The following is a 15,992-nucleotide window of genomic DNA, read 5'->3' as shown; positions in this document are numbered from 1 at the left end:
GTTTACATTTTGCACAACTGTAACCATGACAATATCCGATTTGTGGTTCTGTCACCATCCCATTGCAGCGATTATGCTGATCCTCTCGTTATCACCGTCATTTTCAAGGAACCTGCCATGCTGGACTCCGCCTTTGTCAGCTACGTCACCGTCATGTCGATCACCCCCGGCCCCAACAACCTGCTGCTGGCCTCGTCGGGCGTCAACTTCGGCCTGCGCCGCACCCTGCCGATGCTGTTTGGCATCTGTGTCGGTTGTGCGGTACAGCTGGCGATCATTATCCCGCTGCTGGCGCTGGCGTTGAGCTGGGCCGGCGTCATCCGCCTCCCGCTGGCGGTGATCGGCTGCGCCTATCTGCTGTGGCTGTCATGGAAGCTGTTTCAGGCGGCCTCGCCGGACGCCAAAGAGCAGGCGCAGCCGATGAGCCTGCTCAACGGTGCACTGTTTCAGGCGGTCAACCCCAAAGCCTGGCTGATGGTGATCAACGTGGCGATCCTGTTCACCCCGCGCGAAGGCGCCACCTTCGTCCATACGCTGTCGGTCATCGCCGGTTTCGCGCTGCTGAACCTGCCGTGCGTGCTGCTGTGGGCGGTGCTGGGCGACCGGTTGCGCAACGCGCTGCGAGTGACCTGGAAACTGCGCGCCTTCAACGGCGTGATGTCCGGACTGATGGCCGCCACCGCGCTATGGCTGTTGTTCGACGAGTGGCGCGCGGCCTTTGCTTAGCCGCGGCCGAGAGGAGAGAGTCGGGAAGGTTGTTTGGCGCCGATGCCGGCGATCAGATCGGTAATGGACAGCACCATGGTGGAGCGCACCATCTGCTGATAGCGCTGGCGCTGCATGGCGATCAGCGCTTCATCCGCCTCGCCCGGCTGCAGGAAGGTCGGCACCGGCGGCAGCGCGGCCACGCAGTGCAGCTCGCCGAACGGCCCGAGAATTTCGTCATCGACGAAGCGGTATTCCGACCCGTCGTGGTTCAGCTCTTCGCGCATCGCCATCAGCAGCTCGGCATCTTCATATTCGTGGCGGGAAATCACCCCCAGGCCGTACATCAGCTTCAGGCGCACCGACAGCTCCCCCAGCGGGCCGCTGCCGGACAATAGCGGTTCGACGGCATATTTCACCGCGTAGTCATCCTTGCGGAATACCTGCACCACCAGCACGTTGAGCGCTTCCGCCAGCAGCTCTACCGCTGCGATCAGGAAGCTGCGCACCGTTTTGCCCGCGTTCAGCTTTTCCAGAACCTGGTTTTCAAATGCCTGTGCTTCTTCCATCGTCGCTTTTCGAAAGGCGTGGGGAGGGCCGTCGATGCCGAACTCGGGTTGCAGGAGCGCAGCAAGCTGCGCTCGGGTGTTCATCATCACGATTCTACTTGTGCATGGCGTTATACACAGCAACGGCCTCTTCTACAACCTCGCTTTCCGCCGGCAGGCCGGAAATTTGCGCCAGCGCGGCTTTCGGCCCGAGCGTGTTCAGCAGTTCCGCCAACTCCAGCGCCTGCGGATCCTGTTCGCTGCGGTAGCTCATGGCGGCGGCGATGCCCTGGATCAGGTTGGCATGCGGCAGGCCGTATTCCAACGTGCCCAGCAGCGGTTTGATCAGGCGATCGCCGGCGCTCAGTTTGCGCAGCGGCTGACGGCCCACGCGCTCGACGTCGTCGTGCAGATACGGGTTTTCGAAGCGGCCGAGGATTTTGTTGATGTAGGCGGCGTGCTTGTCGGCGTCGAAGCCGTAGCGCTTGATCAGCACCGCGCCGCTCTCTTCCATCGCCCCTTTCACCACGCGGCGGATCGCCGGGTCGAGAATGGCGTCGCGAATGGTTTGCAGCCCGGCCTGTTGGCCGAGGTAGGCGGTGATGGCGTGACCGGTGTTGAGGGTGAACAGCTTGCGCTCGACGAACGCCATCAGGTTATCGGTCAACTCCATGCCGGCGATCGCCGGAGGCTGGCCTTTGAACTGGGTCTGATCGACGATCCATTCGCTGAAGGTTTCCACCGTCACTTCCAACGGGTCGTTGCTGTCCGCCGGCGGCACAATGCGATCGACCGCCGAATCGACGAAGCCGACATGCTGCTCAGCCCATGCCTGCTCATCCTGCGGCAGCGCGGCGAACACATGCTGTTTCAGCTGGCTGGTGCCGCGCACCATGTTCTCGCAGGCGATGATGTTCAGCGGTTGCACATTGCCCTGCTGATGACGCAGCACCAGCCCTTTGGCGATCGTGCCGGCGATTTTGGCGAGAATTTGCGGGCCAACGGCGGTGGTCACCAGATCCGCTTCGGCGATCAGCGCCACCGCCGCCTCACTGCCGCTGTTGACGGCGCTGACGTTGTTGACGCGCTCCACGCGTTCTTGCTCGCCCACCACGTGCACCGCGTAGCTTTTACGGCTGTTCAGCAGATCCAACACCGTTTGATTGACGTCGGCGAAGGTCAGTTCAACCCCGGCGTCCGCCAGCAGCTTGCCGATAAAACCGCGGCCGATATTCCCTGCGCCAAAATGTAATGCTTTCATAACTCTACCTTCTTAATGTCGAAGGGTGCAGCAAGCTGCACCCTTTAAAATGATTCTGTTATCCAGCTTTTTTGCCGCCGAGCAGGTCCAGCACTTCCTGGACGCTGGTGGTATTCGCCAGCCGCTCAATCACGCTCTCGTCATCCAGCGCGTTGGTCAGGCTGGTGATCACCTGAATATGCTCGTTGTTGCGCGCGGCGATGCCGATCACCAGGCGAGCCACTTCATCCTCTTCATCGCCGAAGCGCACGCCCTGCGGGTACTGGCAGAACACCACGCCGGTGCGCAGCACCCGGTCTTTGGCCTCGATGGTGCCGTGCGGCACGGCGATCGACTCGCCCAGGTAGGTGGAGGTGAGCTTTTCGCGCTCCAGCATCGCCGGCACGTACTCCGCCTCGACGTAGCCGCCTTTCACCAGCTGCTCGCCGGCGAAACGGATCGCCTGCTCTTTGTCGCTAGCCTGCAGGTTGAGGAACACATTGCTTTCGCTCAGCTTGAACAGGTTCGGTTCCCCGGCTTCGAAGCTGTCGTCCAGCGCGCCCAGCACCTTCTGCTGGTTGTCGGTGGTTTTGTTGACCGCTACCAAACGGTCGACCAGATCGCTGTACAGCTTGCTGTCGAGGAAGTTGGTCAGCGAGATGTGCTGGGCCTGCGGCGCGTGGCGCATCGCGCGCTCGGTCAGATCGCGGTGCGTGATGACCAGATCCACATCGTCCGGCAGGCTGTTGATGGCGCTGTTAGTCACCGAGATGTTCTTCAGCCCGGCGTCCGCCACTTTCTTGCGCAACACCCCGGCGCCCATGGCGCTGGAACCCATGCCCGCATCGCAGGCGACGATGATTTTGCGCACGGTGCTCAGATCGCCGTCGACCGACGCTGGCGCCGCTGCGCCGCCTTTGGACTGCGATTTCATCTCTTGCATGCGGCGGGTCGCGGCTTCCAGATCGTCATCCTCTTTCACTTTGGAGGTTTTCAGCAGGAAAGCGGACACCACGAAGGAGACGGCAAAGGCTGCGCACACCGCCGCAATGTTGGCGAAGTAGGCGCCTTTCGGCGTCATCGCCAGCACCGCCAGGATCGAACCCGGGGAAGCTGGAGAAACCAGGCCGCCGTTCAGCATCGTCAGGGTGAATACGCCGGTCATGCCGCCCAGGATCACCGCCAGCAGCAGACGTGGATTCATCAGCACGTAAGGGAAGTAGATTTCGTGGATGCCGCCCAGGAAGTGAATGATCGCCGCACCGCCGGCGGATTGCTTGGCGCTGCCGCGGCCGAAGAACATGTAGGCCATCAGCACGCCCATGCCCGGGCCTGGGTTGGCTTCAATCAGGAAGAACACCGACTTGCCGGCTTCCGTGGCCTGCTGGATACCCAGCGGCGAGAAGATGCCGTGGTTGATGGCGTTGTTCAGGAACAGGATTTTCGCCGGTTCAACGAAGATGGACGCCAGTGGCAGCAGGTTGTTCTTCACCATCACGTGCACGCCCGCCGCCAGCAGCTTGGAGAGCACCTCCACCAGCGGCCCGATGCCCAGGAAGGCCAGGATCGCCAGCAGCATGCCGATGATGCCGGCGGAGAAGTTGTTCACCAGCATTTCAAAGCCGCTTTTGATCTTGCCGTCCACCCAGCGGTCGAAATGCTTGATAGCCCAGCCACCCAGCGGGCCGGCGATCATCGAGCCGAGGAACATCGGCATGTCGGCACCGACGATGACGCCCATGGTGGTGATGGCACCCACGACGCCGCCGCGATCGCCGCCCACCAGCCGCCCGCCGGTATAACCGATCAGCAGCGGCAGCAGGTAGGTGATCATCGGGCCGACCAGCTTGGCTAAGGTTTCATTCGGCAGCCAGCCGGTTGGAATGAATAGCGCGGTGATAATCCCCCAGGCGATAAAGGCGCCGATGTTGGGCATCACCATGTTGCTCAGGAAGCGGCCAAAGTTTTGCACTTTAACCTTGATGTCTGGTGAAAACATAAAACACACCCCTATTGTTACGCGCTGACAATAGAGCGCGTGATTATTGTTGTGACGATCCAGCCGTGTTGCCGCTGTATGCGAAACGGACTCTATCACGCTGTTTTTGTCACGCGAACTTCACGAATTTTTTGTGATACAAGTCACACACAACACCCCAGCAAACCCTCATTTATAGTGATAAAGATCACATTTATGACGTGTAAAAAAAGCACAGTGAGAAAAAAGTCGCCACAAAACCCCCAATAAAGTGACTATGATCACATTTTTAAATTGGCGTTTTGTTTTTGAATTGTGACATTAGTCACAATTTATTTTTAGCTGCAGCGCCGATCGCAACGCTCTGTTTGATCTTCCCTGTGAGCACTCATCCCGCCGGGAACTAGCGAAGTGATGAATGAAAGAAAACTACATTGCCTAATGAATGGATTAATTGAAGTGTAGTACAGAAGCCTGCGCAATAAACCAGCAAGCTATTGGAAACGCTGAGGGGAAATAAAACAGGCCGGCAATGCCGGCCTGTTTCGCGCCTGGACGCGTTATTGCGTCACGCTTTGAATGGTCTTCTGCGCATTCATCAGGTTCTGCTGTTTGGCCACCAGATTCGACATCATGGTGTTGTACTGCGCCACCTGCTGCGCGGTGCGGAACTGCACGCCGTTGTTGTTGAAGCTGACCTGATTGCCCTGGCTCTGCAGGAAATCGCCGACCTGCACCAGATCCTGCACAAAGCTGGCGGTGGTCGGGATCGCCGGCATCAAGGCGTTGGCCGGTGCGGTGACGATTTTGTCATAGGCCTGGTTGTACACCGCCTTCAGATCGTCAGGCTGTTTCAGCGCCGCGTGGGCAGTATCCGCCTGCGACTTGGCCGACTGGATCTGCTGGCCCAGCAGGTTCAACGCCCCGACCGATTGCTGCAGCGCGTCGCGTTTGTTCAGGTAGTCCTGCGCGGTGCGGATCTGGTTAATCTGATCCAGCGCCGGGGTCAGGCTGGCGCCGACCGACTTGGACAACTGCTGCGAAAAGCCGACCAAAATCGCGTAATCACCGGCATAGTTGCCGAACTTCTGTTTCTGGTCTTCGCTCAGCGTGGGGATGTTCGCCCCGCTGCGCATCACGGTATTCTGTAAGTAATCGATAAATGCTTTGCGCTGTTCCGGCTCTTTATCGCCGCAGGCGGTCAATTGCATGACCACCAACAATGCCAATACCGGTGCCAACCAACGCGCGAAACCTCTGCTCTGGATCCCTACCGCCATGTGACATAACTCCTGTTATAAACCTGCTTTTTCATTGGACTCCGCCCCTTTTTGCGCACTCCGTGCGCCTATAAGAATAGATCAACTGGCGGCGTTCCGATACGCGATTCCGTTTGCGGTGAACATTGTCTCGGCCGGAGGCGGTTGAACATCGTGCGCAAAACGCACTGAGGTTCATTGCCGTCGGCGACCGGACGCTTCAATTTCCCCAAGTCGCCCCCCAAGTCGCCCCCCAAGTCGCCAGGCGACCTTGCCTTCGCACCCAGGAAACGAAAATAAAAAAGGCGCCCGCAGGCGCCTTTTCACAGCAGAGAATCGCTTACTGCAGTACGGAGATATCCGCCACCTGCAGGAACAGTTCGCGCAGCTTGCTCAGCAGCGTCAGGCGATTCACGCGCACTTCCGCATCGTCCGCCATTACCATCACGTTGTCGAAGAACGCATCCACCGGCTCACGCAGCGCGGCCAGTTCCACCAGCGCTTCCTGGTAGTTGCCCGCCGCGAAGTACGGCTGCAGCTTGTCGCGCAGCACCACCAGGTGAGTCGCCAGCTGGATCTCCGCCGCATCCTTCAGCACCGAGGCGCGCACGCTGTCGTTCAGCGTTTCGGTAGACTTCGCCAGAATGTTGGAGACGCGTTTGTTGGCCGCAGCCAGCGCCGCCGCCTCGTCCAGCGTGCGGAAGTGGGATACCGCCTTGACGCGCGCGTCGAAGTCGGCCGGCTTGGTCGGACGGCGCGCCAACACCGCCTGAATGGTATCGACCGCGTGGCCTTCTTCCTGATACCAGGCGCGGAAGCGGCCCAGCATGAATTCCACCACCTCGTCGACCACCTTGGCATTGGTCAGCTTGCTGCCGTACAGGCGCACGGCCTCTTCGGTCAGTGTCTGCAGATCCAGCGGCAGGTTTTTCTCGACGATGATACGCAACACGCCCAGCGCGGCACGGCGCAGCGCAAACGGGTCTTTATCGCCCTTCGGATGCTGACCGATGCCGAAGATGCCGGCCAGGGTGTCCATCTTGTCGGCGATCGCCAGGGAACAGGCCACCAGCGACTGCGGCAGCGCATCGCCGGCGTAGCGCGGCTGATACTGCTCGTTCAGCGCAACGGCGACGTCTTCCGCCTCACCGTCGTGGCGCGCATAGTGCATGCCCATCACGCCCTGGGTGTCGGTGAATTCGAACACCATGTTGGTCATCAGGTCGCACTTCGACAGCAGGCCCGCACGAGTAGCGTGGTTGACGTCGGCGCCGATCTGGCCGGCAACCCAGCCCGCCAGCGCCTGAATGCGGTCGGTCTTGTCGCGCAGGGTGCCCAGCTGCTGTTGGAACAGCACGGTTTCCAGGCGCGGCAGGTTGTCTTCCAGACGCTTCTTGCGGTCGGTGTTGAAGAAGAACTCGGCGTCGGCCAGACGCGGACGCACCACCTTCTCGTTACCGGAGATGATCTGCTGCGGGTCTTTCGACTCGATGTTGGCTACGAAGATAAAGTTCGGCAGCAGTTTGCCCGCGGCGTCGTACACCGGGAAATACTTCTGGTCGCCCTTCATGGTGTACACCAGCGCTTCCGCCGGCACCGCCAGGAATTTCTCTTCGAATTTGGCGGTCAGCACCACCGGCCATTCCACCAGCGAAGCCACTTCTTCCAGCAGGCTTTCACTCAGATCGGCCTTGCCGCCAATCTTCTGCGCCGCCAGTTCGGCATCGCGCTTGATGAGGGCTTTACGCGCTTCGTAGTCGGCGACCACTTTGCCGCGCTCCAGCAGGATCTGCGGGTATTGGTCGGCATTGTCGAGGGTGAACTCGGCTTCGCCCATGAAGCGGTGGCCGCGCACGGTGCGCGCGGATTCGATGCCCAGCACGGTGCCTGGGATCAGATCGGCGCCCAGCAGCATCGTGACGGTATGTACCGGACGCACGAACTGCACGTCGGAGTCGCCCCAACGCATCAGTTTCGGGATCGGCAGCTTGCCGAGCGCGGTGCTGACCATGCCGGCCAGCAGTTGTTGCGCCGACTGGCCTTTAACGTGGGCGCGGTACATCAACCACTCGCCCTTGTCGGTCACCAGGCGTTCAGCCTGATCGACGGTGATGCCGCAGCCGCGCGCCCAGCCTTCGGCCGCTTTGCTCGGTTTACCTTCGGCGTCGAACGCCTGGGCGATCGCCGGGCCGCGTTTTTCAATTTCGCGATCGGCCTGTGCCGCGCTCAGGTTGGCCACTTTCAGCGCCAGGCGGCGCGGTGCGGCGAACCAGCTCACGTCACCGTGTTCCAGGCCGGCGTTGTCCAGCTCGGCGGTGAAGTTGGCGGCGAAAGATTCCGCCAGGGAACGAAGCGCCTTCGGCGGCAGCTCTTCCGTGCCGATTTCCACCAGGAAAGTCTGTTGAGTCATGGCTGCCTCTTAGTTCTCGTTCTTCTTGTTGCACATCGGGAAGCCCAGCGCTTCGCGGGAAGCGTAGTAGGCTTCGGCAACGGCTTTGGTCAGCGTGCGGATGCGCAGAATGTAGCGTTGACGCTCGGTTACCGAAATCGCCTTGCGCGCGTCCAGCAGGTTAAAGGTATGGCCCGCCTTCAGGATGCGTTCGTAGGCCGGCAGCGGCAGCGGTTTTTCCAGCGCCAGCAGCGATTGGGCTTCTTTCTCGTACTGCTCGAAGCAGGAGAACAGGAAGTCGACGTCGGCGTATTCGAAGTTGTAGGTGGATTGCTCCACTTCGTTCTGGTGGAACACGTCGCCGTAGGTGGTGACACCCAGCGGGCCGTTGCTCCACACCAGATCGTATACGCTGTCCACGCCCTGGATGTACATCGCCAGACGCTCCAGACCATAGGTGATCTCGCCGGTCACCGGCTTGCACTCCAGGCCGCCGACCTGCTGGAAGTAGGTGAACTGCGTCACTTCCATGCCGTTCAGCCACACTTCCCAACCCAGGCCCCAGGCGCCGAGCGTCGGGTTTTCCCAGTTGTCTTCCACGAAGCGAATGTCGTGGATGGTCGGATCCAGACCCAGCTCTTTCAGCGAGCCCAGGTAGAGTTCCTGAATGTTGTCCGGCGATGGCTTAATCACCACCTGGAACTGGTAGTAGTGCTGCAGACGATTCGGGTTTTCGCCGTAGCGGCCGTCGGTCGGGCGACGGGATGGCTGCACATAGGCGGTCGCCATCGGCTCCGGCCCCAGTGCGCGCAGGCACGTCATCGGGTGTGAGGTTCCCGCGCCGACTTCCATGTCCAATGGTTGAACGATGGTGCAGCCCTGGCGCGCCCAATAATCCTGCAGTGTCAGGATCAGGCCCTGGAAGGTCTTGGTATCAAACTTTTGCATGTTGAATTCGCACGCGATACAAGTGGATTTAGATGGAATGCGCCAGTATACCCTTTGACCGTAAGATATACAGCCAGAATCCGGCAACAAGTGCGAATCGGGGTGAGAAGCGCTGGATTTTCACGCGGCGGGCACCGAGGGAAGGACAACGCGCCGGCCGGTCGCCTCGCCGTCCAGAAAGACACACCCGGCAAAAACATTAGAGTATCTAAACAAAAATATCACTCACCGCCGTTTAAATAGTCAATTAGCTGAACGCTATTTCTCCCCTCGCCGGTCAAATTCAGGCTGATTTCCGTGCGTGTATCTTTATATTTGCCACGAGATAAAGTTGCGACAATGTTATTTTTGTTAATTTTATCAACTAAAAAACTCCCCTCATCGAGAGATAATGTGATCAAGTGCCAGATTATTTCTTATTATCGTGAACAATAAGGCGATATCACGCGGCGTGCCGACGGTCGGGGCATGGGAGGAACGGCCAGGGATGAAAGACGGCGCTAACGGGCCACAGAAACAAATTGACAGTTAATCTTTGGTTATACAATAATAAATAAAATTTTCCCTGGTGTTGGCCAAGTGGCTACCTGATCCTTTCATAGGATCAGTTTTTTTTTGTATTTCCGCCAACGTCATTGCGGCCCGCATAATTCACCCCAGGCCGCCTTCCTCATAAATCCCTTATCAGACCTTATGACTATCCTGCGCCCTTGAGCGCGCCGATGGCCAATTCAAAAACGCGCGCTGACGCCGACGTTATACATAAACTGCTCGCCGCTGCTCAGCCCGCCGGTTTGCGAAACGGTGGCGAAGGCCGATACCCTGTCCGTCAACGGCATGTTGGCCCCCAGCGTGACATCCACCCAGTTTTTGTCCTGGCCCGCACTGTCGCGGGTAAACGAGGTTTGCGTCGATTTCAGGCCGCCGCCGGCGCGGTAGACGTCGTCGCCGAACTGATGCTGATAACTCACTTCCGCATAAGGGTTAAACACGCCGAATTGCGTATCCAGCCGCCAACCCAGCGCGCCGATCTGCGAGTGATAGGTTTGATCGTTGAAGCGCATGGCGGTGCTGTCATCGCCATCTTCGCTGTAGCCGGAAACGCGGCTGTAGTCCCAGGCGAACTGCGCCACCGGCCCGGTGGTCAGGTAAGAGGCGATCGGGAAGTCATAGCCGGCGGTCACGCGCGCCCCCCACTGCTTGCCGGTGGTCGAACCGGTTTCGGTACGCGTCAGCGGCCCCAGCCGCATGCTGCGGCGGATGTCGTCATAGTCCATCGTCGCATAGTGCAGATCGGCGTTGACCCAGCCCTGCTCGAATAGCGCCAGCGAACTGAAGGCTGACAGCAGCAGCCCACGCGCCTTGTAATCAAAACGGCTGGAAGGATGCTGATCGTCGTTGGAGCCGGCGATCAACGCACCGATCAACCAGCTGTCGGTCAGTTGATAGTCCACGCCGACGGTCAGGTTGTGGGTGGTGGCGTTGCCGTCCCCCGCCGCCCGATTATCGGCATAGTCGTAGTGCTGGCCGGCGTAGCCGCCGAACACGCCCAGCGAGCCCTGCGGGTTGTCGCCGTTGCGCAGCTGCTGGAAACGGCTGTCGAGCGTGGCGCGGCTGTCACGCGCCATCGCCGCCGTCGCCTGATTCAGCGCCACCACCTGCGCCGGGCCATCCAACACCGCCTGAATATAATCCGCAATCAGCAGGTGCGCCTGCGGGCTGGGGTGGAAATGGTCGGAGAACAGATAGGACTGGCCGGCGTCGAAGCCGGGCATGTCGGAACGGCAAACCGCCGAGGAAACGCCCGCCGGGCAAGCCATGCCGGCCGTGTTGGCGAAGCCGAACTGCGCCGGATTGGCGATCGCTTCGGCGAACAGCTTGTTGACGTCCACCCGCACGATATTGCCGCTGCCCTGCGCCAGCAGACGGTCTTCACTTTGATTATAGAAATCGGTCAGCTGGGCGGCCTGCGCGCTCAGGCTGTCATACGCCGCGATAAGCTGCGCGGCGATCGCCTGCTGTACCTGAGGAATGGCGCTGCCCTGCTTCGCCGCGGCGGCCAACGCCGCGTGGATCGCCTGCGTGCGCGAAGCGTTGTCCGGGGTAGCCACCGAATTAAGCGTGGCATAGGCCGCCTGGATCGCCGCCCCCTGTACCGGCGGCAGCGCCTGCTGAATGATCAGTTCCATCAGCTGCGGCGTGGAGCCGATGTTCGGCACCGTCGGCACGATCACCGTGCCGGCACCGGCGTTCAGCAGCGAATGCACCTGCGCGGCGGCGGCCGCGGCACTGTTATAGGCCACGCCGGGCGCGGTAGCGGCATTCAGCGCCGCCGCCGCCAAATCGTTACCGCCGATCCAGTGAATATACAAACCGTCGCCATCGGCCTGGCCGTTAACCCGATTCAGGTAGTGCTGCACCTGATCCTGGGTGTTGTCGACCGGGTTCAGGCCCGGCACCGCCACGGCGCCGCCGGCGGCGTAGTTTTCACCACCGTTGTCCGAGGCCACCAGCGCCGCGCCGATGCGTTGCGCCAACGCTTCGTCGTACAGCAGGTGCTGACTGCCGTCATAGGTGAACCGGCCGTTGTTGCCGGTATCGCTCAGGCTATCGCCAAAGACGTACAGTTGATCGTACGCCTGAGCCGGAAGGGTCATACTGCAAAGCAACGCCACTGCAAGCGCCGCCGGGCGGGGCATGCACGTTATTTTTAGAGGCATGAATCGACTCCTGAGAGCCTGCAAATGAAGGCAATGTCGTTTTTATCGTTGGCCGGTTTTCCACCGGCCATGTAGTAACTATTGTCGGCTTTTTCACCACGTCAAGCGGGCTGATGACAAAACAATCAGAGGCTTGCCAAGTTCGGCGCTTCGAGCGATGATTACTGTTCATAAACACAGCATAAGGACAGTCAGGATGGCAGACGAACGTTGCGGTTGGGTGACGGCCGATCCGTTGTATCTCGAGTATCACGACAAGGAATGGGGCGCGCCCACCACCGACGCGCGCGAGCTGTTTGAAATGCTGTGTCTGGAGGGGCAGCAGGCCGGCCTTTCCTGGATCACCGTCCTGAAAAAGCGCGAGAATTACCGGCGTGCTTTCCATGGTTTCGATCCGCAGCGGGTCGCCGCCATGACCGAGCAGGACGTGGAAAACCTGCTGCAGGACAGCGGCATCATCCGCCACCGCGGCAAGATAGAAGCCATCATCACCAACGCCAAAGCCTATCTGGCGATGGAGGCGTCCGGCGAGAATTTCGTTACCTTCATCTGGGACTTCGTCGGCGGCCGGCCGCAGCTCAACCGCTGGCAGGCGCTGAGCCAGGTGCCGGCTAAAACCGAGCAGTCCGACGCCATGTCCAAAGCGTTGAAAAAGCGCGGCTTCAAGTTTATCGGCTCCACGATCTGTTACGCCTTCATGCAGGCCAGCGGGCTGGTGAACGATCATCTCACGGGGTGCATGTGCTACCCAAAGCCACGGTGATCCGCCCCTGTGGCCCGGAGGATATCGAACGGCTGATGGCGCTGTGGCTGCCCAGCACCATCGCCGCCCATCCGTTCGTGGCGGAAAAATACTGGCATGAGAGCGCCGCACTGGTGCGGGAAAACTACCTGCCGCGCGCGCAAAGCTGGGCCTGCTGGCATAACGACGAGATCGTCGGCTTTATCAGCGTGCTGGACGAGCAGTTCATCGGCGCGCTGTTCGTCGATCGGGCGTATCACGGCCGCGGCGTCGCCCAGGCGCTGATGACGCACGTGCAGCAGCGCTACCGCCGGCTCAGCCTGGAGGTGTATCAGCAGAACCTGCGAGCCTGCGCGTTCTACCACAAGCACGGTTTTCAGGTGACGCAACGCCTGTTTAACGACGAAACCCAAGCCTATACGCTGATCATGAACTGGCCGGCAATCGAGAATTCAACCGGTTACGGTTAAAAAAGGCGCATTCGCGCCCTGGCGGCGCGCAATTAGGAATCCGCTGCATGGCGCCGCCCGGCGTTTTATCGCATAACTCCCCCAGCACTTACCCGCGCTCATCATTTGTCACGTTTTTCTCCGGAACTGCCGGCGAGCCAACGCGTCATAGTAGCGCGGTGATGCGGGCCCCACCTGCGTCGCCTACTTTTTGCGCCCCCGTGTTGGGCCGGCGCGTACAGAATTGATGCCATTAAGGACAAGAACATGAAAAAACGCATTGCAATTATTGCCGGCGCAGTGAGCGTCGCGCTCACGCTGTCGGCCTGTACCACCAACCCTTACACCGGCGAATCCGAAGTCGGTAAATCCGGCATCGGCGCGGGCCTCGGTGCCGCACTGGGCGCCGGCGTCGGCGTGCTGTCCTCTTCCAAGAAAGATCGCGGCAAGGGCGCGCTGATCGGCGCAGCGGCCGGTGCAGCCCTCGGCGGCGGCGCAGGCTATTACATGGACGTGCAGGAAGCCAAACTGCGCGACAAGATGAAAGGTACCGGCGTCAGCGTCACCCGCCAGGGCGACAACATCGTGCTGAACATGCCGAATAATGTGACCTTCGACAGCAGCAGCGCCACGCTCAAACCGGCGGGCGCCAACACCCTGACCGGCGTCGCCATGGTGCTGAAAGAGTATCCGAAAACCGCGGTCAACGTGGTCGGCTACACCGACAGCACCGGCTCCCGCTCGCTCAACATGAACCTGTCGCAGCAGCGCGCCGACGGCGTAGCCAGCGCGCTGATCACCCAGGGCGTGGCGGCGAACCGTATCCGCACCACCGGTGCCGGCCCGGACAACCCGATCGCCTCCAACAGCACCGCGGAAGGCAAGGCGCAAAACCGCCGCGTCGAGATCACCCTCAGCCCGCTGCAGTAATCCCGTGCGGGGCGCCACCGGTGCCCCGCCGCTTCCTCCCGACTTTCTCCTTATCCTTCAATATTCCCGCTCGCACATCGGGTATGGTAGTCTCCTTGGCAATTAACCGCAGGAGGGATCGGCTGTGAGCACAGGCAAGGCAACGCGCACCTCAGGACGCGCCACCATCAGCGATGTGGCCAGCATCGCCAAAACCGGCAAGACCAGCGTATCGCGCTATCTGAATGGTGAACAGCACCTGCTTTCCGACGATCTCAAACAGCGCATCGAACAGGCTATCCAGCAGCTCGACTACCGGCCAAGCCAGATGGCGCGCAGCCTGAAGGGCGGCCAGACCCGCCTGATCGGCCTGATCCTCGCCGATATCACCAACCCCTATTCGGTGGACGTGATGCGCGGCATCGAGGCCGCCTGCCGTCAACACGGTTTTACCCTGCTGGTGTGTAACACCAACAACGAAGTCAATCAGGAACAGCACTACCTGCAGCTGCTCAGCAGTTACCGGGTAGAAGGCATCGTGGTCAACGCGGTCGGCATGCGCGAGGAAGCATTATCCACGCTGCAACAGTCGATGCTGCCGATGGTGCTGATCGACCGAAAAATCCCCGACTTCGCCTGCGACGTGGTGGGCCTGAACAACCGCGAAGCCGCCACCGTCGCCACCGAACACCTGCTGCAACAAGGTTTCGAAGCGATCCTGTTCCTCAGCGAGCCGCTCGGTACGGTCAATACCCGTCTCGAACGCCTGCACGCTTTCAGACATACCATGGCGCAGCACCCCGCGCTGTTGGCGGAGCAGGCCGAAACGCCGCTCAACGATCGGCAGAAGCTGGAGCAAGTGCTGAGCGATTTCAGCGGCCGCCATCGCGGCATGCGCAAAGCGGTGATCTCCGCCAACGGCGCCCTGACGCTGCAGGTGGCGCGCGCCATGCGTCGGCTCGGCATCCAGTGGGGCAACGACATCGGCCTGCTGGGCTTTGACGAGCTGGAGTGGGCGGAGCTGGCGGGCGTCGGCATCACCACGCTGAAACAACCTACCTACCAAATGGGACACGCGGCGCTGGAGCGGCTGGTGCAGCGCATTCAGGGCCTGGCCACCCCCAGCGGTGAGCAGATGTTCTCCGGCGAGCTGATCGTCCGCGGCTCCACCACCCGCTAATCCACCTTCTCCGGGGCCGTTGACCGCCCCGCCTCTATCTGAATCGGCTGTTTTTTGCTCAGCTTCGTGATTGCGATCATATTTTTACACTCTGTCGCTTTTCGCTGGAACCGGTTCCATTTAACGTACCGGTAACAGCAGCGGCGGCGACAATGCCGCCTCAGGAGTCAAAATGAAAACAGAAATCATCGTGGTCACCGGCGCCTACGGCACCGATACCGTCAAACAACACGGCGGCCAGCGCGCGCTGTTGCCCATCATCGCCGGCGCGGGCGCCGACGGAGTGGAGATCCGCCGCGAACTGTTCACCGCCGGTGAACTGGACAGCCTGCCGGCGCTGGCGCAAGAGATCGATCGCCAGCAGCTGTTCGCCGTCTATTCCGCCCCTGAGGCGCTGTTCACACCGCAACATACGCTGAACCCCAACCTGTCGGCGCTGCTGGCGGAAGCGCAGGCGCTGAACGCGCGCCAGCTGAAGCTCTCCCTCGGCCATTTCCGCCCCGGCTTTGATTTTACCGAGTTGAAAGTGGCGCTGGAGCAACACCCGGTCAAGCTGGTGGTCGAGAACGACCAAACGCCGGACTGCGGCATTTTGTCGATGCTGAACGCCTTTTTCCACGCCGCGGAAGATAGCCACCTGCCGGTCAGCATGACCTTCGATATGGCCAACTGGCTGTGGGTGGGGCAAGACGCCTTCGCCGCCGCCGAACGCCTGGCCCGCCACGTCGGTTACGTGCACGTCAAAGCCGCCACCCAAGGCCCGCGCGGCTGGCGCGCCATCGCGCTGGACGAGACCGACGGCAGCTGGCGCGACCTGTTGGCCCGCCTGCCGCACGATGCGCCGCGCGGTATCGAATTCCCGTTGCAGGGCGATGACCTGGAAGCCGTCACCCGCCATTACGTCAATATCTTGCGTGCGGAGTAA

At 60.7% G+C, this 15,992-nt stretch carries 13 protein-coding genes; 6 read left to right on the top strand and 7 right to left on the bottom strand.

Annotation, left to right across the window (positions count from 1 at the left end):
• Window positions 1–117: 117 nt before the first annotated feature.
• Window positions 118–726 (top strand): LysE family translocator, encoded by a 609-nt coding sequence (locus GUC32_RS00170; RefSeq protein ID WP_025304783.1) that lies wholly within the window; start codon window positions 118–120, stop codon window positions 724–726.
• Here GUC32_RS00170 and GUC32_RS00165 read toward each other — a convergent pair.
• The 7 genes from GUC32_RS00165 to GUC32_RS00135 form a co-directional block, all read right to left on the bottom strand.
• Window positions 723–1,274: an MltR family transcriptional regulator gene (locus GUC32_RS00165; RefSeq protein ID WP_016929575.1), complete on the bottom strand. Its 552-nt coding sequence runs from the start codon at window positions 1,272–1,274 to the stop codon at window positions 723–725. The two genes, GUC32_RS00170 and GUC32_RS00165, sit on opposite strands and share 4 nt — an antisense overlap.
• Window positions 1,275–1,368: 94 nt before the next feature.
• A complete protein-coding gene (locus GUC32_RS00160) occupies window positions 1,369–2,514 on the bottom strand; it encodes a mannitol-1-phosphate 5-dehydrogenase (protein WP_049209024.1) in 1,146 nt (381 codons plus the stop codon).
• A gap of 58 nt (window positions 2,515–2,572) precedes the next feature.
• The gene (locus tag GUC32_RS00155; RefSeq protein WP_025304781.1) at window positions 2,573–4,492 is read right to left on the bottom strand and encodes a PTS mannitol transporter subunit IICBA; all 1,920 of its coding nucleotides are present in this window, start codon (window positions 4,490–4,492) and stop codon (window positions 2,573–2,575) included.
• Window positions 4,493–5,031: 539 nt separating this feature from the next.
• Window positions 5,032–5,751 (bottom strand): DUF3053 domain-containing protein, encoded by a 720-nt coding sequence (locus GUC32_RS00150; RefSeq protein ID WP_025304780.1) that lies wholly within the window; start codon window positions 5,749–5,751, stop codon window positions 5,032–5,034.
• Between the two features lie 319 nt (window positions 5,752–6,070).
• A complete protein-coding gene (gene glyS / locus GUC32_RS00145; protein WP_049207117.1) occupies window positions 6,071–8,140 on the bottom strand; it encodes a glycine--tRNA ligase subunit beta in 2,070 nt (689 codons plus the stop codon).
• A 9-nt stretch (window positions 8,141–8,149) separates the two neighbouring features.
• Window positions 8,150–9,067 (bottom strand): glycine--tRNA ligase subunit alpha, encoded by a 918-nt coding sequence (gene glyQ / locus GUC32_RS00140; protein ID WP_043140757.1) that lies wholly within the window; start codon window positions 9,065–9,067, stop codon window positions 8,150–8,152.
• Between the two features lie 731 nt (window positions 9,068–9,798).
• Entirely contained in the window at window positions 9,799–11,787 is a 1,989-nt protein-coding gene (locus GUC32_RS00135) for an autotransporter outer membrane beta-barrel domain-containing protein (protein ID WP_193402763.1), read from the bottom strand.
• Between the two features lie 196 nt (window positions 11,788–11,983).
• Here GUC32_RS00135 and GUC32_RS00130 point away from each other — a divergent pair, with 196 nt between their 5' ends.
• The 5 genes from GUC32_RS00130 to GUC32_RS00110 all read left to right on the top strand — a co-directional run bounded on the left by GUC32_RS00130 (window position 11,984) and on the right by GUC32_RS00110 (window position 15,992).
• A complete protein-coding gene (locus GUC32_RS00130) occupies window positions 11,984–12,550 on the top strand; it encodes a DNA-3-methyladenine glycosylase I (RefSeq protein ID WP_025304776.1) in 567 nt (188 codons plus the stop codon).
• Window positions 12,547–12,999: an N-acetyltransferase gene (locus GUC32_RS00125; RefSeq protein WP_043140746.1), complete on the top strand. Its 453-nt coding sequence runs from the start codon at window positions 12,547–12,549 to the stop codon at window positions 12,997–12,999. The genes GUC32_RS00130 and GUC32_RS00125 overlap by 4 nt, the downstream gene beginning before the upstream one ends.
• Before the next feature lie 246 nt (window positions 13,000–13,245).
• The gene (locus GUC32_RS00120; protein ID WP_016929583.1) at window positions 13,246–13,908 is read left to right on the top strand and encodes an OmpA family lipoprotein; all 663 of its coding nucleotides are present in this window, start codon (window positions 13,246–13,248) and stop codon (window positions 13,906–13,908) included.
• A 124-nt stretch (window positions 13,909–14,032) separates the two neighbouring features.
• Window positions 14,033–15,067 carry a LacI family DNA-binding transcriptional regulator gene (locus GUC32_RS00115; protein WP_025304774.1) on the top strand — a complete coding sequence of 345 codons (1,035 nt, stop codon included), beginning with the start codon at window positions 14,033–14,035 and terminating at the stop codon, window positions 15,065–15,067.
• Between the two features lie 172 nt (window positions 15,068–15,239).
• Entirely contained in the window at window positions 15,240–15,992 is a 753-nt protein-coding gene (locus GUC32_RS00110) for a sugar phosphate isomerase/epimerase (RefSeq protein WP_025304773.1), read from the top strand.

The organism is Serratia sp. NGAS9 (genome assembly GCF_009905295.1).
Lineage (GTDB): Bacteria > Pseudomonadota > Gammaproteobacteria > Enterobacterales > Enterobacteriaceae > Serratia > Serratia bockelmannii.
The sequence above is the reverse complement of the archived record's forward strand: the minus strand, read 5'-3'. Positions and strand labels throughout refer to the sequence as shown.